20 protein-coding genes and 1 pseudogene are annotated in these 21,571 nt (G+C 64.3%); 15 read left to right on the top strand and 6 right to left on the bottom strand.

From position 1 onward, the window contains the following. Positions 1-259: 259 nt before the first annotated feature. Complete coding sequence (locus SO139_RS40220; RefSeq protein ID WP_449384183.1) at positions 260-916, bottom strand: TetR family transcriptional regulator; 657 nt, start codon at positions 914-916, stop codon at positions 260-262. Positions 917-1,131: 215 nt separating this feature from the next. On the opposite strand from SO139_RS40220, the gene SO139_RS40215 reads away from it, so the two are divergent. The 3 genes from SO139_RS40215 to SO139_RS40205 all read left to right on the top strand — a co-directional run bounded on the left by SO139_RS40215 (position 1,132) and on the right by SO139_RS40205 (position 4,937). Then, complete coding sequence (locus SO139_RS40215; protein ID WP_449384182.1) at positions 1,132-2,472, top strand: MFS transporter; 1,341 nt, start codon at positions 1,132-1,134, stop codon at positions 2,470-2,472. Between the two features lie 18 nt (positions 2,473-2,490). Next, positions 2,491-4,002 carry a carboxylesterase/lipase family protein gene (locus SO139_RS40210; RefSeq protein ID WP_449384181.1) on the top strand — a complete coding sequence of 504 codons (1,512 nt, stop codon included), beginning with the start codon at positions 2,491-2,493 and terminating at the stop codon, positions 4,000-4,002. Between the two features lie 506 nt (positions 4,003-4,508). Continuing rightward, positions 4,509-4,937, top strand: a complete 429-nt coding sequence (locus SO139_RS40205; RefSeq protein ID WP_449384180.1) for a universal stress protein — start codon at positions 4,509-4,511, stop codon at positions 4,935-4,937. A 215-nt stretch (positions 4,938-5,152) separates the two neighbouring features. On the opposite strand, the gene SO139_RS40200 is transcribed toward SO139_RS40205, so the two are convergent. Further along, positions 5,153-5,989 (bottom strand): transporter substrate-binding domain-containing protein, encoded by an 837-nt coding sequence (locus SO139_RS40200; RefSeq protein ID WP_474799676.1) that lies wholly within the window; start codon positions 5,987-5,989, stop codon positions 5,153-5,155. Positions 5,990-6,102: 113 nt separating this feature from the next. Between SO139_RS40200 and SO139_RS40195 the strand changes: the two genes are divergently transcribed. The 5 genes from SO139_RS40195 to SO139_RS40175 all read left to right on the top strand — a co-directional run bounded on the left by SO139_RS40195 (position 6,103) and on the right by SO139_RS40175 (position 11,571). Then, positions 6,103-7,020: an NAD(P)-dependent oxidoreductase gene (locus SO139_RS40195; RefSeq protein WP_449384179.1), complete on the top strand. Its 918-nt coding sequence runs from the start codon at positions 6,103-6,105 to the stop codon at positions 7,018-7,020. Positions 7,021-7,166: 146 nt separating this feature from the next. Further along, on the top strand, positions 7,167-8,831 hold the full coding sequence (locus SO139_RS40190; RefSeq protein WP_449384178.1) for a thiamine pyrophosphate-binding protein: 1,665 nt from the start codon (positions 7,167-7,169) through the stop codon (positions 8,829-8,831). After that, complete coding sequence (locus SO139_RS40185; RefSeq protein ID WP_449384177.1) at positions 8,831-10,096, top strand: NAD(P)/FAD-dependent oxidoreductase; 1,266 nt, start codon at positions 8,831-8,833, stop codon at positions 10,094-10,096. Before SO139_RS40190 ends, SO139_RS40185 begins: the two co-directional genes overlap by 1 nt. A gap of 9 nt (positions 10,097-10,105) precedes the next feature. Continuing rightward, a complete protein-coding gene (locus SO139_RS40180; RefSeq protein WP_449384176.1) occupies positions 10,106-10,849 on the top strand; it encodes an aspartate/glutamate racemase family protein in 744 nt (247 codons plus the stop codon). Positions 10,850-10,866: 17 nt separating this feature from the next. After that, positions 10,867-11,571: a GntR family transcriptional regulator gene (locus tag SO139_RS40175; RefSeq protein ID WP_449384175.1), complete on the top strand. Its 705-nt coding sequence runs from the start codon at positions 10,867-10,869 to the stop codon at positions 11,569-11,571. A gap of 20 nt (positions 11,572-11,591) precedes the next feature. Here the strand turns inward: SO139_RS40175 and SO139_RS40170 are convergent, their stop codons facing one another. Then, entirely contained in the window at positions 11,592-13,277 is a 1,686-nt protein-coding gene (locus tag SO139_RS40170) for a glycosyl hydrolase family 79 N-terminal domain-containing protein (protein ID WP_449384174.1), read from the bottom strand. On the opposite strand from SO139_RS40170, the gene SO139_RS40165 reads away from it, so the two are divergent. Beyond that, positions 13,276-14,079, top strand: coding sequence for a fumarylacetoacetate hydrolase family protein (locus SO139_RS40165; RefSeq protein WP_449384173.1), 804 nt, complete (start codon positions 13,276-13,278; stop codon positions 14,077-14,079). The two genes, SO139_RS40170 and SO139_RS40165, sit on opposite strands and share 2 nt — an antisense overlap. A 151-nt stretch (positions 14,080-14,230) precedes the next feature. After that, on the top strand, positions 14,231-14,674 hold the full coding sequence (locus SO139_RS40160; RefSeq protein WP_449384172.1) for a hypothetical protein: 444 nt from the start codon (positions 14,231-14,233) through the stop codon (positions 14,672-14,674). Between the two features lie 9 nt (positions 14,675-14,683). On the opposite strand, the gene SO139_RS40155 is transcribed toward SO139_RS40160, so the two are convergent. The 3 genes from SO139_RS40155 to SO139_RS40145 are packed head-to-tail and all read right to left on the bottom strand — an operon-like array spanning position 14,684 to position 16,740. Beyond that, entirely contained in the window at positions 14,684-15,424 is a 741-nt protein-coding gene (locus SO139_RS40155; protein ID WP_449384171.1) for an IclR family transcriptional regulator, read from the bottom strand. A 12-nt stretch (positions 15,425-15,436) separates the two neighbouring features. Next, complete coding sequence (locus SO139_RS40150) at positions 15,437-16,288, bottom strand: HpcH/HpaI aldolase/citrate lyase family protein (RefSeq protein ID WP_474799671.1); 852 nt, start codon at positions 16,286-16,288, stop codon at positions 15,437-15,439. Beyond that, complete coding sequence (locus tag SO139_RS40145; RefSeq protein ID WP_449384095.1) at positions 16,288-16,740, bottom strand: MaoC family dehydratase; 453 nt, start codon at positions 16,738-16,740, stop codon at positions 16,288-16,290. The genes SO139_RS40150 and SO139_RS40145 overlap by 1 nt, the downstream gene beginning before the upstream one ends. Before the next feature lie 213 nt (positions 16,741-16,953). Between SO139_RS40145 and SO139_RS40140 the strand changes: the two genes are divergently transcribed. The 5 genes and pseudogenes from SO139_RS40140 to SO139_RS40120 all read left to right on the top strand — a co-directional run. Beyond that, positions 16,954-17,976, top strand: a complete 1,023-nt coding sequence (locus SO139_RS40140) for a TRAP transporter substrate-binding protein (protein ID WP_449384094.1) — start codon at positions 16,954-16,956, stop codon at positions 17,974-17,976. A gap of 31 nt (positions 17,977-18,007) precedes the next feature. Next, positions 18,008-18,562 carry a TRAP transporter small permease subunit gene (locus SO139_RS40135; RefSeq protein ID WP_449384093.1) on the top strand — a complete coding sequence of 185 codons (555 nt, stop codon included), beginning with the start codon at positions 18,008-18,010 and terminating at the stop codon, positions 18,560-18,562. Between the two features lie 6 nt (positions 18,563-18,568). Continuing rightward, complete coding sequence (locus tag SO139_RS40130; RefSeq protein WP_498541761.1) at positions 18,569-19,858, top strand: TRAP transporter large permease; 1,290 nt, start codon at positions 18,569-18,571, stop codon at positions 19,856-19,858. Positions 19,859-19,888: 30 nt separating this feature from the next. Beyond that, the gene (locus SO139_RS40125; protein ID WP_449384091.1) at positions 19,889-21,055 is read left to right on the top strand and encodes an acyl-CoA dehydrogenase family protein; all 1,167 of its coding nucleotides are present in this window, start codon (positions 19,889-19,891) and stop codon (positions 21,053-21,055) included. Between the two features lie 3 nt (positions 21,056-21,058). Then, positions 21,059-21,571, top strand: a pseudogene (locus tag SO139_RS40120) (acetyl-CoA hydrolase/transferase family protein); the annotation flags it as partial.

Raw genomic sequence — 21,571 nt, 5'->3', positions numbered from 1 at the left:
CGACACAGCCGCTCGGCCGCATCGCCGCTGACGCCAATACATCGGATTACTGCCGCCCTTTTTCAACGGAATCGGCCTTTCTCGGACCTGATACGCGTCCCGATTGCGGCGTAGGCTATGAGTACGCGCCCCAGTTTCCCTGCCAAAGCCTTTATCGGGCTCGCCGAAGGCGAGACCCGGTGGCGGGGAGTGACAGTTGGGATTTGGAAGCTCTCGCGACCCGACGCGAGCCGTCCGAACGGGCGGCCAGGCCGCCTTGCTATTCGCTCGCCTTCGCCCCCAGCCACGCCAAGATCATCTCCACGATTTGCGTCCGGCTCTTGGCCAGCACTTTCGGCTCGCTCAGGTCGCGGTCGAACAGGGCGCCGAAGGTGTGGCGGTTGGCGACGCGGAAGAAGCAGTAGGAACTGATGGCAAGATGCAGGTCGACGGCGTCGACGTCGTTGCGGAAGACGCCTTCCTTGCGGCCGCGGGCGAGGATGCCATCGAGCGTCGCGATCACGCTGGCGTTGAGCTGGCGCAGTTGCGGATTCTGCTTCAGATGCTTGCCATGATGGATGTTCTCGATGCTGACGAGGCGGATGAAGTTCGGATTGCGCTCGTCGTGGTCGAAGGTCGCCTCGATCAGCCGCCGCAAGCCCTCGCGCGCGTCGCAGCGCTGGATGTCGAGCTGGTCCTCCAGCGCGCGGATGTTGCGATAGGCTTCCGCCAGCACCGCGAGATAGAGCTGCTCCTTGCCGCCAAAGTAGTAATAGATCATCCGCTTGGAGGTGCGGGTCCGCGCCGCGATCGCGTCGACCCGCGCGCCGGAATAGCCCTCGGAGGCGAATTCCTGCGTCGCCACCTCGATGATGTCGCGCTTGGTGCGCTCGGGGTCGTTGGTGCGCTTATGGGCGGGGGGCATGCGCTTCAGCATCACTGTTTCTCCCGCCAAGTCGTATGGATCACCCTGAAGGTGAAGGCAAATTTCGCAACTCCGGGCACGGCTTCGATGCGGCCTTGCGTAAACGTACTAGTTCGTACATTATGAGGGAAAGAGGGTGACGGCAAGTCACCGCAGCTCCGGCGCAACCCAACGTGGTCGCCGGCAATGACGCGGGATCTGCCGCACATCACACGGGGAGGATTTTCATGACGTTGACGTCAACCGCATCGCTGAACGCGCCCGTCGCAAAGGAAGCCGCGCAGACCAGGCTGCCGAAGCGCGCCGCGCTCGTCAGCTTCGTCGGCAGCATGCTCGAATACTACGATTTCTTCATCTACGGCACTGCCGCCGCGCTGATCTTTCCAAAAGTGTTCTTCGCCAATGTCGATCCCTCGACGGCGACACTGCTCGCTCTGCTTTCCTTCGGCATTGGCTATATCGCGCGTCCGGTCGGCGCCGTCATCCTCGGCCATTTCGGCGACCGCATCGGGCGCAAGACGGTGCTCTTGTTCACGCTCGTCCTGATGGGCGGCTCGACGCTCGCGATCGGGCTGTTGCCGGATGCGAAGGCGATCGGCAATGCCGCGCCGATCATCCTGACCCTGCTGCGGCTGTTGCAGGGCCTGTCGGCCGCGGGCGAGCAGAGCGGGGCCAACTCTCTGACGCTCGAGCATTCCGCCAACTCCAACCGCGCCTTCTTCACGAGCTGGACGCTGAGCGGCACGCAGGCGGGCGCGATCCTGGCAACGCTGGTGTTCATCCCGGTTTCGAGCTTGCCGGAAGATCAGCTGATGAGCTGGGGCTGGCGCATTCCGTTCCTGCTTTCCGCGCTGGTGCTGCTGGTCGCCTATCTCGTGCGGCGGACCATGCCGGAGACGCCGGTCTTCGAAGACATCAAGGACAAGGCGCAGGTCGCACGCTTCCCCGTGATCGCGCTGCTCCGCGACTACTGGCCCGACGTGCTTCGCGTGATCGTCTGCGCGCTGATCGCCACCGTCAGCACCATGACCGCCGTGTTCGCACTTGGCTACGCTACCAGCAAGTTCGGCGTGGCGCGCCCGACCATGCTCTGGGCCGGCGTGCTCGGCAACGTCACCGCGCTGATCACCCAGCCGCTGTGGGCGTTGCTCGCCGACAGGATCGGCCGCAAGCCGGTGTTCATCGGCGGCGTGCTCGGTTGCGCGGTGCTGCTGTTCCCCTATTTCATGCTGGTGACATCGGGCAACACGATCGCGATCTTCGCGGCCGCGATGATCCTTTCCGGCGTCGTCTATGCCGCCCCGAACGCGATCTGGCCGTCGTTCTATGCGGAGATGTTCGAGGCGCGCGTGCGTTATTCCGGCACCGCGATCGGCACGCAGCTCGGCTTCCTCGCCGCGGGTTTCACGCCGCTGGTGAGCGCCAGCCTGGTCGGCGAGGGGCCGAACGGGTGGATCCCGGTCGCGATCTTCGTCGGCGCCTGTTGCGTGATCTCGGCCGCGGCCGCTGCGACGGCGCGCGAGACGCACACGGTCGATATCGCCGATCTCGGAAAGCGGCGCGGTTAGAGCAGAGGTGAGGTTCACATGCTGACGCAGGCAGTTTCGACCACGAGCGGGGCGGTCATCGGCCTCGAACAGGGCGGGGTGCGCGCCTTCAGGGGCGTGCCCTATGCGACCGCACGGCGCTTTGCGAAAGCAGTGCCGCCGCGCGCGTGGTCGGAGCCGATCGCCTGTACGGCCTACGGCGCCTACGCGCCGCAGCCCGGTCATCTCGATCATGCGAACGAGCCCACCTGTCTCAGCCTGAACATCTTTGCACCGGCGGCGGCCTATCGACCATTGCCGGTGCTGTTCTTCATCCATGGCGGCGCCTTCGTCACCGGCGGCGGCGCCGACTATGATGGCGGCTTCCTCGCCGCGCAAGGGCCGGCCATCATCGTCACCATCAACTACCGGCTCGGTCCGCTCGGTTTCCTGCAACTGCATCGCTTCGGTGGTAGGCTGTCGGAGGCCAACAATCTCGCAATGTCCGATGCGCTCGCTGCGCTCGACTGGGTGCGTGCGAACATCGCGAATTTCGGCGGTGATCCCGATGCGGTGACGCTGTTCGGCCAGTCCGCCGGCGCGTCGATGGTGATCGCGCTGGCCACCCTGCCTCAGGCGCAGGGCAAGTTCGCGCAGGCCATTGCCTTCAGTGCACCGGGCCGTGGCATCATGAACCCAGCGCATGCCGATGAGGTGACGCGGCGGGTGATCGCAGAGCTCAAGATCGAAAACGATGCGAGCGCCATCGCGACGGTGCCGCTGCCTCAGCTCTTCGCAGCGGTGGAGAGCGTTGGTCGCAGGCTGGCGGATGAAACGGAAGCCGGGACCGTGTTCGGTCCGGTGCTGGACGGTGTGGTGATCCCGCGCGATCCGATCTCGGCGATCGCCGATGGCGCGCTGCGCGATGTCCCGCTCTGGCTCGGCTCCTGCCGCGACGAGATGGCGATGTTCCTGAAGAGCACGCCGCCCGCCGCAATGATCCGCGTCACCGAGCGGCACGTCCGCGCGTCCTTTGGCGATGCCGGCTTCGAGCGCCTGCTCGGCTGCTATCGCGCGACGGCGCGTCCCGATGAAGATCCTTACGAGGCGCTGCTGTCGGATGCATTCTGGCATCGACCGCTAGCCGTGATTGCGCGCCATCAGAGTGCGGCCGGTGGTGCTGTCTGGCTGAACCGGTTCGACCATCGTCCCGCGCTGGAGCCTTTCCTGTCGCAAGGGCCGACCCACGGCGCGGACAATGCCTGCGTCTGGGCGCACTTTCCTGACTTCGTCGATCGCCCCATCCTCCGGCGCAAGGGTGGCCCGATGACACCTGGCGATATCGAGGTCGCCACGCGCCTTCAGGCCGCCATGCTGCGCTTCATCGCGACCGGTGCGCCTGAAACAAGCGACGTCTGGCCGCGGTTCGAACTCGGCAAGGAATCTCTCGCCATCTTCGACCGGCCGTTCCAGATAGCTCGCCTCAACGTGGACGAGCGCTTCCGCCTGTGGGCGGAGCTTGAGGGGCGATCCGCCCCGGCCACCGACAACACAATGATGCAGGCAGGTTGAACAGATCGCCCTGCCTCGTAGCTTGGATAGTTCAGCGAGCGAAGGCGGAAGCGAGATCCGCGATCACGTAAGGTGGCCCCGCATTCACAACGGGCCTTCGCACGAGAAATGCAGTAGTACTAACCGCCCCAACGACAATAGGGGGAGCACCGATAGCTTCCGCCGTGCCAACGGCCCCAGTGCCAGCGCACCTGGACCACGTCACTCTCCTGCACCATCGGCTTGGCGCTCGTGGATAAGGGTGTGATCGGGGCAGCCATTGCGGGTGCTCCGAGCGATATCGCACCAATCACGAGAAGCGCTGCAGGAACCTTGGTCATCGACATGACGTTGCTCCAATCCGGAACTTGCGATCACAATCAACCTGGCTGACTGCAATTCGTTGCACGGTCCAGCCGCTCGGCCGTCCGCACCGCGCAATAGATTGATTTATCTCAAGACGGTATCCGGAACGCGGGCTCAACCTGCAGAAGGCAGGGATGGTTCGGACAATCGGGAGGTGAGGCATGTACCGGCATATTCTGATTCCGACAGATGGGTCGGAGCTGGCGGAGCATGGGGTGGCGCGTGGGTTGGCGCTGGCGAAATCCCTTGGAGCCAAGGTATCCGTGATCTTCGTCGTGGAACCGTTTTCAGAACTGACAGGGCGGTTCCTTGAAGCCGTCGCGACATATGCCGAGCTGCGCAAGGAACAGGCCAGGAGCGTATTGGATCGCGCGGCAAATGCGGCCAAAACGGCTGGCGTTTCTTGCGAGACGATTCAAGTGGAGAGCGGGCATCCCCATCAAGCCATCATCGCCGCAGCTGAGGACAAGGGCTGCGATCTCATCGTCATGTCATCGCATGGCCGCAGTGGGCTTTCCATGCTTCTGATCGGCAGCGTGACTAACAAGGTGCTGACGCAGGCGAGAATCCCCGTGCTCGTTTGTCAGTGAGCGCGCAGAGCCTACGCGATGGGTCATCAACCTGCCCGATTTTGGCTTGGCCACGCGCAAGCGTCGCGCACTCAATCGAGAGAGTGTGCCGTGTGGCACCCTCTCTCTAGCCGCTCCCAGGCAATGGGGGAGGGAACGCAGCGGTAGGCCGGCTCGCGCGTCGATCTCATCGACCCGGCTGGTCGGCGCGCTTCTGCTGCCACACGAGGCGGCTGTCAGAATTGAATTTCGCCGGGGATGTCCTCCGCGGTGAGGCCGACGGTTTCAAAAGCCTTGAGCAGCCATTCGCGGGTCTGGCCCAGCGCGCGGTTGTAGTCGGCCCAGGCGCTGAGAAAATCCTTGTAGCGCCGATCGGCCTCAGCGCGGATGCCGAGATTGGTCGGCAGTGTGAGCAACGGCCGTGGCACTGCGAGCTCGCCGAGCGTCGGGTTCTTCTTCAACGTCGCAACCGAAAGCACGGCGAGTGATATGTTGCAGTCCGCCCGTCCAGTGGACACGGCGAGGATCGCCTCGTTGCGTTCCTTGAAGCCGAGGATCGTCGCCTTCGGGCAATAACGCCGCGCGATCGTCTCGTGCGTCGAGCCGATGTCGACGGCGATCTTGACCTCGGGCTTGTTGATTTCTGCCCAGGTCTGCGGCTTGCCAAAACCCTTCCTGGTGATGACGGTGAAGGAGTGCACCAGGATGGGCGAGGAGAAGTCGATGACCAGTGCGCGCTCGGGCGTCGGGTTCACGGCAAAGGCAAGATCGATCTTCTCGGCCTGGAGATCGAGGATCTGGTTGCCCCAGGTCGATTCCAGCGTCTCGACCTTGGCGCCGAGCTTGCCTGCGATGTCGTTCGCCATGTCGATGCAGGCGCCCGACCATTGATTGTTGGCGAGGTCCTTGTGGAAATAGGGATCCTGGCCGGCAATGACCGCGATGCGCAGCGCGCCGTTCTTCTTGATACGGTCGAGGGTGGAGCTTGGTGCCGTGTCGGCCCTGCCCGAGGTGGCTGCGGCCATCGCAGCGCCGGCGAGGGCGACGGTGGTGAGTGCGTCCCTGCGATTCATGGCAGTTCTCCTGGGCAGTTACCCTGACATCCAACCCCGGCTTCTGGACTATTTCTGTATTCAGCTTAAAATGCAATACTGTATTTTTAGCCCGGAAAGAGAAAGCTCAGCCAATGCGTGCCCTGTTCGTCGATGCCAACGACACGCTTGCCGCCGTAACCGAAAAGCTGCTGCGCAAGGATAGCCTCCCGGTCGGCATCAACCGCGACCCCGCGATTTCGCCCGACGACCTGCCGCTGCTCTTGGACGGCGTGGAGATCATGATCGTCGATCACACCGCGGTGCCGACGGCGATCGCCGCGAAGTGTGCGGCTCTGAAGCACGTCGTCTTCCTCGGCACCGGAGCGCGCAGCTACATGAATCCGGACGAGCTTGGCCAGCACGGCATCGCCGTCCACACCATCAAGGGCTACGGCGACACCGCGGTCGCCGAATGCGCGATCGCGCTGATGTGGGCCTCCGCAAAAGGGTTTGGCGAGATGGATCGCGGCATGCGCGAGGGCAACTGGCTGCGCCGCGACGCGCTCCAGCTCACCGGCAAGACGCTCGGTCTGATCGGCTTTGGCGGCATCGCCGCCGAAGCCGCGCGCATGGCGCTCGGCTGCGGCATGAAGGTGATCGCCTGGAACCGGACGCCGAAGACGCATCCGGGTGTCGACTTCGTCACGCTGGAGAAGCTGCTGGCGGAGAGCCACGTCGTCTCGCTGCATCTGCTGCTCAACGACGAGACCAAAGGATTCCTCTCCCGCGAGCGCATCGCGATGATGCGTCCAGGGAGCATCCTGATCAACACGGCGCGCGGCGCGGTGGTCGATGAGGACGCGATGATCGCGGCGCTGCGCTCGGGCCACATCGGGCATGCCGGCCTCGACGTCTTCACGGTCGAGCCGCTGCCGGCAGGCCATCCGCTGACCAAGCTTCCGAACGTGACGCTGTCGGCGCATTCGGCGTTCCGTACGCCGGAGGCGAGCGACAATTTGATCGGTGCGGCGCTCGATCATTGCCGCCGCATCATCGCGAGCGGCCGATAGTTGCAAACATCGGGGACGGGCATGATGTCTGCGCAGGATATGAGAAGCCTTTCGATCTTGCGTGCTCTGTCCGCCTGTCCTACGCCACCTCGGAACATAACTGGCGCGCGCTCAAGCGCATCGCCAAAGACTTTCAGGGAGCTGTCATGACCATTCGTAACGCCCGCACCGGAGGCCAGATCCTGATCGACCAGCTGGTTGCGCAGGGCATCGAACGCGTCACCTGCGTGCCGGGCGAGAGCTATCTCGCCGCGCTGGATGCGCTGCATGACAGCCCGATCGACGTGATGATCTGCCGTGCCGAAGGTGGCGCCGCGATGATGGCGGAAGCCTATGGCAAGCTCACGGGCCGCCCGGGCATCTGCTTCGTCACCCGCGGTCCCGGCGCGACCAATGCCAGCCATGGTGTCCACATCGCAATGCAGGATTCCACGCCGATGATCCTCTTCGTTGGTCAGGTCGACACCGGCATGCGCGAGCGCGAGGCGTTTCAGGAGCTCGACTACAAAGCGGTGTTCGGCACCATGGCGAAGTGGGCCGTCGAGATCGATCGTCCCGATCGCATTCCCGAGCTCGTCGCGCGCGCGTTCCGCGTTGCGATGCAGGGCCGCCCCGGTCCCGTCGTGATCGCGCTGCCGGAGAACATGCTGACCGAGACGGCGGCGGTTGCCGACGCGCCGCGCGTCGAGCCTGTCGTGAGCTGGCCGGCGCCGGCCGATCTCGAACGGCTGACTTCGATGCTTGCCGGCGCAAAGGCGCCGCTCGTCGTTCTCGGTGGCTCCGGCTGGACCGCGGAAGCGGCCAAGGGCATCGCGCGCTTCGCCGAGCGGTTCGATCTGCCGGTCGCAACCTCGTTCCGCCGGGCGTCGCTGATCGACGCTGATCATTCCCACTATGCCGGCGATCTCGGCATCGGCCCGAGCCCGAGCCTGAAGGCGCGCATTACCGGCGCGGATGTCATCCTGCTGATCGGTGGCCGCATGTCGGAGATGCCGTCTTCGTCCTACTCGCTGTTCGACATTCCCGTGCCGAACCAGAAGCTGATCCACGTTCATCCAGGTTCGGAAGAGCTCGGCCGCGTCTATCAGCCCACGCTCGCGATGCAGGCCACGCCTGCTGCGTTCGCAGCCGCCGTCGAGACGCTGAAGCCCGCGGCGACGCCGGCCTGGGAGGGCGAAGCAGCCAAGGCGCATGCAGACTATATTTCCTGGACCGAGACCGCGCGCGAGCTGCCGGGTTCGTTCCAGTACGGACGTGTCATGACCTGGCTGCGCGATCGGCTGCCGAAGGATGCGATCGTGTGCAACGGAGCCGGCAACTATGCCGGTTGGTTGCATCGCCATCACCGCTTCCACGCCTTTGCCGCGCAGCTTGCGCCGACCTCGGGCTCGATGGGCTACGGCGTGCCGGCGGGCGTGCTTGCCAAGCGGCAACATCCGGATCGCGTCGTCGTGGCGTTTGCCGGGGACGGATGCTTCCTGATGAACGGCCAGGAGTTTGCGACCGCCGTGCAGTACGACGCAGCCCTGATCGTCGTCGTGATCGACAATGCGCAATACGGCACCATCCGCATGCATCAGGAACGCGACTATCCCGGCCGCGTGGTCGGCACGCAGCTCAAGAATCCGGACTTCGCGATGTACGCAAAGGCGTTCGGCGGCCATGGCGAGCGCGTCGAGCGCACGGAAGAGTTCGCGCCCGCCTTCGAGCGCGCGCTGGCGTCGGGCAAGCCTGCGATCCTGCACTGCATCTTCGATCAGCGCGCGTTGTCCGTCGGCAAGGATTTTGTGCCGCAGGAGAATTCGCGCTGATGTCGACTGGCCGCCACGTTGCCATCATCGGCGCCGGCGCGGTCGGCGTGATCAGCGCCATCGAGGCGCTGCGCGAGGGCCATCGCGTCACGCTGATCGATCCGGGTGAGCCCGGCGGCGAGCAGGCGGCAAGCTATGGCAATGCCGGCTGGCTGTCGTCGCATTCGGTGATCCCGCCGGCCGAGCCCGGTATCTGGAAGAAGGTGCCGGGCTATCTGATGGACCCGCTCGGTCCGCTCGCGATCCGCTGGTCTTACCTGCCGAAGGCTTTGCCCTGGCTGATCAAGTACCTGCTCTCCGGCTGGAGCGAGTCGCGCGTCGAGAAGACGGCAGTCGCGTTGCGCGATCTCCTGAAGGACGCGCCCCTTCTGCACAAGAAGCTCGCGGACGAGGCCGGCGTTTCCGAGCTGATTGAACGCAACGGTGTGATGCATGTCTTCCTTTCGCGCGCCAATTTCGATGGCGACCTCGGCTGGCGCATCCGCAAGCGCGTCGGTGTCGAATGGCTGGAGCTCTCTGCGGACGAGATGCGCCAGCGTGAGCCCGAGCTTGATCCACGCTATGAATTCGGTGTGGTGGTCGAGGAGGCCGGACGCTGTCGCGATCCCGGCGCCTATGTCGCGGCACTTGCCAATCATGCGCTCGCCAGCGGCGCTAAACTGGTGCGCGCCAAGGCGACGGGCCTCAGGCTCGACGGCAGCAAGCTCATTGCCGTTCTGACCGAAAGCGGCGAGATCGCCTGCGATGCCGCCGTGGTCGCTGCAGGCGCGCGCTCAAGACTGCTCACCGCATCTATCGGCGATCGGCTGCCGCTCGAGACCGAGCGTGGCTATCACGTCATGATCGAGAATCCGGAGACGGGGCCGCGCTCTTCGATGATGGCCTCCGACGCCAAGATGGTGGTGAACTGGACCAACAAGGGCCTGCGCGCCGCCGGCACGGTCGAGATCGCCGGGCTTGACGCGGAGCCGAACTGGAACCGCGCCGAGATCCTGCGCGACAATCTCTTCAGCATGTTTCCGAAGCTGCCGAAGGACATTCCGGCCTCACGCATCAAGATGTGGTTCGGCCACCGCCCGAGCATGCCGGACGGCCGTCCCTGCATCGGCTATGCCCGCGCCTCGCGCGATGTCGTCTACGCGTTCGGCCATGGTCATATCGGCCTCGTCGGCTCCGCGCGCACCGGCCGCCTCGTCGCGCAGCTCGTCAGCAGCAAGGCGCCGGAGATTCCGCTTGAACCGTTCGCACCCAGCCGCTTCCTCTGAGATAGCATCATGACCTATCCGCAAAATTCCTCGTCCCGCATCGCTCGTGGCGGCAAGGCGCTCTATGGCGCGCCACTCGGCATTCTGATGCTGGAAGCGCGCTTTCCCCGTATTCCCGGCGACATGGGCAACGGCACCACCTGGCCGTTCCCGGTGCTCTATCGCGTGGTGAGCGGAGCGAGCCCGGAGAAGGTCGTGCTGAAGGGCGCGGCCGGGCTGCTGCCGGACTTCATTGACGCGGCGAAGGATCTGGTGCGGCTTGGCGCCGAAGCCATCACCACCAATTGCGGCTTCCTCGCGCTGTTTCAGAAGGAGCTTGCCGCCGCCGTCGGCGTGCCGGTGGCGACGTCATCGCTGATGCAGGTGCCGTGGGTGCAGGCAACCTTGCCGCCTGGCAAGCGCGTCGGCCTCGTCACGGTGTCGGGCTCGACCCTGTCGCCGGCCCATCTGGAAGGCGTGGGCGTGCCGCTGGACACGCCGCTGGTCGGCACCGAGAACGGCAAGGAGTTCTTCCGCGTCCTGATCAAGGCCGAGAAGGACGACATGGATATCGCTGAAGCCGAGCGCGATGTGGTCGACGCCGGCAAGGCGCTCGTGGCAAAGCATCCTGATGTCGGCGCCATCGTGCTTGAATGCACCAACATGCCACCTTACGCTGCTGCATTGCAGGCGGAGGTGGGCCTGCCTGTTTATGATATCTATTCCATGATCACGTGGTTTCATGCCGGACTGCGGCCGCGCCGGTTTGGTTAGAGGTCGAGAAGCTCCCCATGAACAAGCATCTGGAACTCGCCTCGGACAGCATCGTCGATCGCGTCTATGAACAACTCAAGGCGATGGCCGTGAGCTACGAGTTCAAGCCGGGCGAGCGGCTCAACGAGGGTGAGCTGGCAAAGCGGCTCGGCGTCAGCCGCACGCCGCTGCGTGAAGCGCTCAATCGCCTGAACACTGAAGGCTTCCTGCGCTTCATGCCAGGCAAGGGCTTCTTTTGCCGTGAGCTCGACGCGCACGAGATCTTCGATCTCTATGAGCTGCGCAAGTCGATCGAGATCGCCTCGGTCCGTCTCGCCGTCAAGCGCGCTGGGGACGAGGACATCGACGCGCTGCTCAAGTTCCTCGAAGCGACGGGGCCAGACCCCGGCGAACGTTCGTCGGTCGAACTGGTCGAGCTGGATGAGACCTTTCACGAGCGGCTGATGGCGATGTCGAACAATGCCGAGATGCTACGCGTGCTGCGCAACGTCAACGCCCGCATCCGCTTCGTGCGCTGGATCGACATGGACCGCGTCAACCGCTCCGACACGCAGGCCGAGCACCGCGCCGTCGTCGAGGGCCTCAAGGCGCGCGATGAGGCGCGTTGCGTTTCCGTGCTGGAAAAGCACATCGACCGGCGGCTCGATCGCATCACTTCTGCGATCAAGGAAGGCTATGCGCAGATCTACATGCCGGCGGCGAGCGTGCTTGGGCAACGCTGACCGGGAGAATGGGTCCCGCCTCATCGGCAGGCGGGATTGCCGGCATTCGGGATCACCAGGAAGGTGATGGTTTTCGGCGCCAGGGAAATCGTCCCGGCCGGCATCGTGTGCGCTTCGAGCGGGGGTAGATCGTCGTTGGCAGTGAGGGCGAGCATCCTCCCATTCAATCGTGCGGTCGAGCTTCGTAGCCGCATCGCATCCAGCGTGTAGCGCTCCGACGCGATCGGCAGCTGCAACCTGCGCGACCCGCTCCGTGACGTGTTGATCGCAAGGATGGACACGGCACCGCTCGTGCTGGGATGGCAATGCGCATACAGGTGAAGGTCGGGCGTGCTGGTTGCGCCGACGTCGAGCACGGTCGTTCCCATCAGCCGGTGCCACAGCAGCGCACCCCAATAGTTCGGCCGCGGCCGAAACGTCGTCTCGTCGAGCAGGCCGTAGTCGCTCGCGGCCAGCGTGTTGTGCATCACCACTTGAACACCCGCCCGCGCGAGCCGTCCGAGCTGGTCGAGATAGCGGAAGGTGTCGAGGAGGGTCGCGTCCCAGCGATTGCCGCCGCAGGCGGCGTCGGCCGTCTCCGTCAACCAGATCGGCGTGCTAGGTGCGAATTCGTCGCGCAGGCTGCGGTAGATCGAGAGCGCGCGATCGGTGCGCGCGAGCCAACCTGGCGATAGCGCCCGCGCCGGATCATCCCGGACGCCGCAGCGCGGCGAGAGTGTGTTGTAGTGATGATAGGAGAAGCGATCGAGACTTCGTCGGGAAGCCGCGAGCAGATCGCGCGTCTGGATACCGCCTGCCGACGGCGAGGACGAGTCGCCGACGGAGCCGGGGCCGACGATCAGCGTGTCAGGGGCATGCTGGCGCATCCATGAATGGAATACCGCGAAGTCGTGGCCATAGGCCTTTGCGTCATAGCCCGGGGGCGCGCCGTTCGTGGCCGCGAGCGTCGGCTCGTTCATCAACTCGGCGGCCGCGATGCGGCTGCCGAGCGATTGCGTGAAAGAGAGAAGCTGTTGCGGCTGGTCGGGCGTCCAATGTCCGTCCGCGTTGCGGCTGCCCGCACTGACGGCAAACGACGTGACGATCTCAGCATTCACCGCGCGCGCAAAGTCGACGACCCCGCGCCACTGTGCGCGGTTCAGTACGGAGTTGAAGCCGGAGGGCGGTACAGCCGGCGCGTTGTCGGCGTCGGCAAAGAACGTCGCGTTCGCCCAGGTGCCGCTGATGCGCATATACGCCGGGCCCAGAGCGCTGGCGAGCCTGCGCAGCCGCGTGTTGGCGAGATCGATCGGTGACCTGTAGCTGTAGCGATCGCGCGCGATCTGCGCGTCTGCTCGCGGGCTGCGTGAATACGGCTTCCAGAAGCGCCCGCCCGTCACTTCGACCATCTCGACATTATAGGATTGAAAGCGAGCGTCGATCGTACCGATTGCCGTCATGTGCGCGGGCTCGAGCGACTGCGCTCTTGCGCCAGCTCCAGGGGATATCGCGATAACGAGCAACAGCGTTGCGATGACGCCGTTCCGGCGGGGCCGCGGCGGAGGTTGCACGTCGTGCTCCCCTGCGCTGATGTCTTCCGGATCGATCATACCGTACGTCTGCCAGAAGTGCGCGGCCGCATCGGCGTCAAGGGCGTTGATGGGAGGGGCCTGATCCACTATTCCATCGGTCGGCCCAATTGACTGCCCCACAGGAGCATAAAACATGAAAAAAACCTCCTCACCCTCGCGGCGCGACCTGCTTGCGACCGCGGCTGCGGCAACGGCGGCCGCCACCATGACCGAGGCGGCGCCGGCCGCCGCGCAAGCGGGGCCGAAGCCGATTTTCCCGGTGCCGATGACGACGATCCCGATCGTCGGCGAGACGGATGTGTTCCAGGTTCGCCGCATCTACTGCATTGGGCGCAACTATGCCGCGCATGCGATCGAGCGCGGCTCGGATCCGAACCGCGAGCCGCCGTTCTTCTTCCAGAAGCCGACCGATGCGATCCAGAACGTCGCGATCGGCGAGGTCGCCGAGCATCCCTATCCGTCGCTGACCAAAAACTATCATCACGAGGTCGAGCTCGTTGCCGCGCTGAAATCCGGCGGCAGCAACATCTCGCCGGAAAAGGCGCTCGATCACGTCTATGGCTACGCGCTCGGCCTCGACATGACCCGGCGCGATCTTCAGAACGGCATGGCCGCGGAGAAGAAGCCGTGGGAGATCGGCAAGAGCTTTGACCATGCGGCGGTGATCGGCCCGATCCATCCGGCCAGCAAGACCGGCCATTTCGAGAAGGGCGCGATTTCGCTGGCGGTGAACGGGACCGTGCGGCAGAGTTCGGATCTCAGCAAGATGATCTGGAGCGTCGCCGAGCAGATTGCAAAGCTCTCCAAAGCCTTCGAACTGAAGGCGGGCGACATCATCTATTCCGGCACGCCGGAGAATGTCGGCCCCGTCGTGAAGGGCGACGTGCTTCTATGCAAGCTCGAAGGCCTGCCGGATATGTCGATCAAGATCGTCTGAGAGTTGAGCCGCCTCCGTCGGCACAACCATCCCGGCGGAAGTTTCCTGATTGCCGGAGTTCCATCGGTCGATTGCCCTGTGTTGGGCAATAAACAAACGTCCTGCCGCCATATTTGCGTAAGAAGTGATCTCCCGTGAGGGAGGCGCTCCGATGAACAGATCCTTGATGGCCGTGGTCGCGATGCTCGTGCTGGTGCCCGCCGGCGCCGTTGCGCAGGAACGCGCAGGCGATGCGGCATTGGGAGCCGTCTCCGGTGCTGTCGTGCTCGGGCCGATCGGTGCGGTGGCTGGAGCCTTCGTTGGTTACGCCGCTGGTCCTTCCATCGCGCGCTCATGGGGCCTGCGCGGCTCTCGCTCGGCGACGAGCCGGCAGCGGCCGCGCAGAGAAGCTAGTCGTGTCCCGAGTTCGGCACCTCCAGCGCCCGCCCCAGTGGCCCCGACGCCCAGCTCAGCGGCTCCCGGTCCCACCAGTAGTCGGGCGATGGAAGCCAATGGCCGTGTCGCTCAAATCGGGCCGGCTAGCAATCCATCGGTTCAGGCATCTCCTGCTCAGCCGCAGCAGACTTCGACGCCACCCGTTCAGGGGTTCGACTAAGGTCAGGGCTCACGCGGCGGTCTTCGGTCGAAGCCGGTCGACCGTCCTTGCGATCAGCGCCGCAACATCGGGCACCTTGGGGCCGATGCGAAATTCCGGTCCGGCGACCACGACGGAGAGCCGCCGATCGCCGATCGGCAGCGGGATCGCGGCGCCCGCGAGGTCGCGGCTGTAATCGCCAAAGCTCTGGCAATAGCCGCGGGCAATCGAATTGCGCAGCTCCACCTCGACCGCCTCGATGCTGATCGGCGTCGACGCGCCATACTGCCTGAACTCGATCTTGCGATAGAGCTGGTCGCGCTCTTCCTTGGAATATTGCAGCAGCAGCGCGCGGCCGCTGGCGCTCGCATGGATGGGAATGCGGTGGCCGATCGTCGCGAAGTAGCGGATCGCGGCCTGCGATTCCACAACGTCGATGAAAACAGCCATGACGCCCGAGGGCGCAACGATGGACGCGGTCTCGCCGGTCTCCGCCGAAAGCTCGGAGATCAGCGCATGCACCCATGGCGGCAGCGGCTCGACCTCCGAGACCATCCGCGCCAGTGTCAGCCAGCGCGGCGTCGGATAGTAGCCGCCCCGACGTCGCGGCTCGTAGAGATAGCCCTTCTCCGACAGGGTCGCGAGCAGGTTGAAGGTCGACGAGCGCGGCCAGCCGAAATGATCGGCGATCTCCGCGAGTGTCGCAGGCTTCCTGGCCTGCGCGAAGAATTCCATGATCTCCAGGATGTTGGCGGCTTGGCGAACGATCATTGGGATCAGGTCCTAAGGCAGGCCAAGGATCTTTTTCGCGGCGCGAAGATGCGGCTTGTCGATCATCATGCCGTCGAGGCGCAGCGTGCCGGAACTGGGATTGTCGGCGAAGGCCGCGATCACCTTCTCCGCCCAGGTACGCTCGGCGTCGGTCGGCGTGAAAGCGGCGTTGACGACGTCGACATGTTTTGGGTGAATCAGCGCCTTTGCGGAAAACCCATCGCGCCGGGCGGCGCGCGTCTCCTGCTCGAGACCCGCGAGATTGTCGATGTCTGTATAGACGGTGTCGATCGGCGCGACCTCCGCTGCGGCTGCCGCCATCAGGCAGAGATCGCGCGCCAGCCGATAGGGGCTATGGAACACGCCCCCGCTTGCTTTCTCAGTGGCGCCGAGCGAGGCGGAGAGATCTTCGGCTCCCCACATCAGGCCGGCGAGGCGAGGGGAGCAATCCCTGTAGGTGCCGAGGCCGAAGATCGAGCCAGCGGTTTCAGTCGCGACGCAGACGATGCGGGTCGAGCCCACCGTGGTGCCGGCCGCTGCCTCGAATGCGTCGAGCCACAGCGCCACCTGCCGGACGTCGTCGCCGCCGCGTGATTTCGGCAGCACGATGCCGTCGGGCGCGCCCGGCATGACCGCGGCGAGATCGACGAGCGTCATGCCGGCGTCGAGCGCATTGACGCGGACATAGAGCTGATGCGGGCCGCGGCGACCCTGAAGCATCGCGAGCGTCAACCTGCGCGCCTCGTCCTTCTTCTCCGCGACGACGGAGTCTTCGAGATCGATAATCAGGGCGTCGGCCTTGCCTTCACTCGCCTTCTCGAATTTGCGCGGGGAATCGCCCGGCACGAACAGCATCGAACGCATCAGGCTGGCCTCTTGTGCATCATCGCCATGCGGCGGCATTTGCCGACGATCTCGTCGTTCTGGTTGTAGGCATGGTGCTCGAACTCGACAATGCCTGCCTTCGGTCGCGATTTGGATTCGCGCACCGACAGCACCTTCGTCGTCGCCCGCAGCGTGTCGCCATGAAATACCGGTTTAGGGAAGGTCACGTCGGTCATGCCGAGATTGGCCACCGTGGTGCCGAGCGTCGTGTCGTAGACGGTCATGCCGATCATGATGCCGAGTGTATAGAGGCTGTTGAAGATGCGCTGGCCGAACTCGGTCTGCGCGGAAAAGTGCGCATCGATGTGCAGGGGCTGCGGGTTGAGCGTCAGCAGGCTGAAGAGCGTGTTGTCCATTTCCGTGACCGTGCGCGTCAGCGGATGCCTGAACTCCTGGCCTACCGAAAAATCCTCGAAATAAAGCCCCGCCATCTGTTTCTCCCTTCCAAGCCGATGGTTCAGATGCGTGAACCCGGGGGCGACATCGCAAGCCTTCTCGGCCTTTCGATGCATAGCCCTATGCGTTGTTCATAACCTTGACAGATAAATTCACATATATGTACGTTTAGCTCAAGCAAGAAATGGTGCGAAGGGCCAGTCGCTTGAGCCGCGGCTCCAGCGTTGCCACGTCTCAGGGAGAAACGAATGAACAAGAAGCTGGTGTGGGCCCTCGCGGTGCTGGCCTTGCCGATCGCGACGAGTTCGGCGCAGGCGCTCGAGCTGAAGGTCGCCGACTCTTTTCCCGCCGGCCATTACCTCGTCCGCCTGATGCTGAAGCCGTGGATGGACGACGTCACCAAGCGGACGAACGGCGCCGTGACCTTCACCTATTATCCGAACCAACAGATCGGCAAAGCCGGCGACATGCTGCGCCTGACGCAATCCGGCGTCGTCGACATCGGCTACATCGGGCCGTCCTATGTCTCCGACAAGATGCCTCTGTCGGAGGTCGCGCAATTGCCGGGCGCCTTCCAGACGAGCTGCCAAGGCACGCTCGCCTACTGGAAGACCGCGCGCGAGGGCCTGCTCGCCAAGCAGGAGTACGCACCCAACAAGATCAAGCTGCTGTTCGAGGTGGTGCTGCCGCCCTATCAGGTGTGGACCGCCAAGGCGAAGGTCGAAACGCCGAAGGACATGCAGGGCCTGAAGCTGCGCACCACCGGTGGCGCGCAGGACCTGACGTTGCGCGCGCTCGGCGCCGTGCCGGTGCGCATGGCTGCGCCCGATGCCTATGAGTCGCTGTCGCGCGGCACGATGGACGGCCTGCTGTTTCCGATGGAAAGCGTCGTCGCCTATGGTCTCGACAAGCTCGTGAAGCACGCCACCGAAGGCGTCAGCTTCGGCAGCTTCATCGTTGCCTATTCGATCAATCAATCGGTCTGGGACAAGCTGCCGGAGGACGTCAAGAAGGCGATGGACCAGGCCTCCGAGGCGATCGAGCCGAGGGCCTGCGCCGACGTCGACAAGGAGCAGGACGCGACGAAGCAGCACCTTACCGAGAGTGGCGTCAGCTTCGAGCCGCTGCCGGAGGCGACGCGCGCCGAGATCAAGGAGAAGCTCAAGGGTGTCGGCCACGAATGGGCGTCCGGTCTCGACAGCCGCGGCAAGCCGGCTTCGGCAGCGCTGAAGGAATTCGAAGCTTTACTCGCCGCAGGTGGCACGCAGTAGCGAAAGTCGCGACAAGGAGGAGGCGCCGAACGTGATCGAGAGGCTCGGCAATGCGCTTTCTGCGCTGGAGCGCGCGCTGACGGTGATCGCAGAGGTGTTCCTGTTCGTGATCATGGTGCTTGTCGTGACTGACGTGTTCATGCGCTACGTCATGAACCGGCCGTTCTCCTTCACCTACGACCTGATCGGGCTCTATCTCCTCGCCGGCGTTTTCTTTCTCACGTTGTCGGATGGCTTGCGCGAGCATGCCCATGTCGGCGTCGATATTTTGTTGTCGCGCTTCTCGCCGGCTGGGCGGCGGCTGTCGGAGATCATCACCGCGCTCGCCGGCCTGTTCGTGTTCGTCCTGATCTGCAAGGTAGGTTTCGAGCGAGCGCTGGAAAATTACGATCAGCATGACGTGCTCGCGGGCGCGATCCCCTGGCCGACCTGGATCTCGGCAGCGCTGGTGCCGTTCGGCTGTGGCGTCCTGGTGCTGCGGCTGACGCTGCAACTCATCGGCAATGTGCTGAGCCTCATCAGCGGGCGCGACCTCTATCCTTTGCCGCCGGTGACTGGGATCGGCGAAGCAAGATCGTTCGAGTAGCGGCCGATGACACCTCTTGTCGTCCTCTGCCTTCTGTTCTGCCTGCTCGCGCTCGGCACGCCCGTCGGTTTTGCGATGGCCTTTTCCGGTTCGGTGGGGCTCGTGATGGTCGGCGGCTTTGCGACGCTGTCGGGCATCTTGCAAACGGCGCCGCTTTCGACTGTGTCCTCCTATGAGCTGATCACCATCCCGATGTTTCTGCTGATGGCCGATCTCGTGCTGCTGTCCGGCGTCGCGGATGATCTGTTCAAGACGGCATCGGCCTGGGTCGGCCGCGTCCCCGGCGGGCTCGGCATGGCGACTGCGCTCGCGGGTGCGGGCTTTGGCGCGATCTGCGGCACCTCGACGGCCTCGGCCGCGACGCTGTCCTCGAGCAGCCTGCCGGCGATGATCCGCCAGGGTTACGAGCCGAAGATGGCGGCGGGCGTGGTCGCGATCTCCGGTACGTTGTCCATGCTGCTGCCGACCAGCGTCGCACTCGTGATCTTCGGCCTGCTTGCAGAGGTGAACATCGGCAAGCTCTTAATCAGCGGCATCATCCCGGCGATCCTCGTCACCATCACCATCATGGCCACGATCTACTTCCTGGTCTGGCAGGATCCGTCGCGAGCGCCGGGCGCAAAATCGGTGCCGTGGCGCGACAAGTTTGCGCTGCTCTGGCAGGTCTCACCGATGGTGGTGCTGTTCTCGATCGTGACCGGCACGATCTATCTCGGCGTCGCGACGCCGACGGAAGCCTCGGCCTTCGGCGCGTTCGGCGCCTTCCTGCTCGCGATCGTCAAGGGCAAGATCACACCGTCCTCGCTCTACAGGACGCTGCTGCGAGCCTGTCACGGCACCTGCATGATCATCATGATTCTGGTGGGTGCCTCGATCTTCGGCTATTTCTTCACGCTCACGCATGTGACGCAGGATCTCGTCGCCTGGATCGGTTCGCTTCCGACCTCGCGCTGGGTCATCATCACGCTGATCCTCTGCGGCTATATCGTGCTCGGCTCCTTCATGGACCAGATCGCGATTTTGGTGCTCACGGTGCCGATCGTGCTGCCGCTGATCAAGACGCTCGGCTTCGATCCGATCTGGTTCGGCGTCATCAAGATCGTCACCGCCGAGGTCGGCATGATCACGCCGCCGGTCGGCCTCAACTGCTTCATCGTCGCCCGCTACGCCAAGCGGCCGGTGGCGGAGGTGTTCCACGGCACCTTCCCGCATTTCATCGCGCACCTGATCGCGATAGCGATCCTGGTCGCGTTCCCGAGTATCATCCTCTGGCTGCCCTCGCAGATGGGGCGCTAGCGTTACGAGCCTCCGGCAAAGGAGACCATTATGGATTTCGCGCTCACCGATCAGCAGGAAGCCATCCGCGACGCCATCGCAAAGGTCTGCGAAGGCTTTGACGACGCCTACTGGCTGAACAAGGACCGCGAGGGGGGCTTCCCGCACGATTTCCATAAGGCGCTGGCCGATGCCGGCTGGCTCGGCATCTGCGTACCCGAAGCCTATGGCGGCTCCGGTCTCGGTATCACCGAGGCCGCGATCATGATGCGCACCATCGCGGAATCCGGCGCCGGCATGTCCGGCGCCTCGGCCGTGCATATCAACGTGTTCGGTCTCAACCCCGTCGTTGTGTTCGGCACCGAGGAGCAGCGCAAGCGAATGCTGCCGCCGATGGTCGAGGGCCGCGAAAAGGCCTGCTTCGCCGTCACCGAGCCCAACACCGGCCTCAACACCACGCAACTCAAGACGCGCGCGGTCGCCAAGAACGACCGCTACGTCGTCAACGGCCAGAAGGTGTGGATCTCGACCGCGCAGGTCGCGCACAAGATCTTGCTGCTCGCGCGCACGACGCCGCTCGAGGAGGTGCGTTCGCCGACCCATGGCCTCAGCCTGTTCTACACGGATTTTGACCGCAAGCGGATCAAGGTCCACGAGATCGAGAAAATGGGCCGCAAGGTCGTCGATTCCAACGAGCTGTTCTTCGAGGACTTTGAGATTCCGATGGAGGACCGCATCGGAGAGGAGGGGCGTGGCTTCGAGTACATCCTCGAAGGCATGAACCCCGAACGCATCCTCATCGCCGCGGAAGCGGTGGGCCTCGGCAAGCTCGCGCTGTCGCGCGCGACCGAATATGCCAAGACGCGTGTCGTCTTCAACCGTCCCATCGGCAAGAACCAGGGCATCCAGCATCCGCTCGCGGTGAACTGGGTCGAGCTCGAGGCCGCCTGGCTGATGGTGATGTCGGCAGCTTGGCAGTACGACAAGGGTATGCCCTGCGGCGCCGCCGCCAATGCCGCAAAATATCTCGCGGGCGAGGCCGGCTTCCAGGCGTGTGAGCAGGCGGTGATGACGCATGGCGGCTTTGGCTACGCCAAGGAATTCCACGTCGAGCGCTACCTGCGCGAGATCTTGATCCCGCGTATCGCGCCGGTCAGCCCGCAGCTCGCGCTCAGCTTCATTGCGGAGAAGGTGCTTGGCCTCGCCAAGTCCTACTAAGCCGTGTCCGGACATGTGCCATCGATCGACTTCACCGGCCTGATCCGGGACGGCGATCTCGTGGTGTGCGGGCAGGCGACTGCCGAGCCGCGCACGCTCACCGAAGCGCTCGTGAAACAGGCAGATCGTCTTCCGTCGTTCCGTCTGCTGGTTGGCCCACTCTTCTCCGAGACGTTTTCGTCCGAATGCGCGCCGAACATTTCGTTTCTCGGCTATGGCGTGATCGGCAATGCCAGACGTCTCGCCAAAGCCCGCCGGCTACTGGTGATCCCGAGCAATTACAGCGCCTTCTGCGCTGATTTCGCTGCGGGACGGCACCGGGCGGACGTCGTGCTCGTGCAGCTCGCGCAAGCGAGCGACGGCAGGCTCAGCGCCAGCCTTTCGAACGACTATGTGATCGGCGCCGCACGCCACGCGCGTCTGGTCGTTGCGGAAATCAATGCAGATGCGCCTTGGACATTCGGTGCCGAATGGCCGGATGACGTGCCGATCGATCTGCGTGTTGTGACCTGCCGC

Source organism: Bradyrhizobium sp. UFLA05-89, assembly GCF_059803475.1.
The sequence above is the reverse complement of the archived record's forward strand: the minus strand, read 5'-3'. Positions and strand labels throughout refer to the sequence as shown.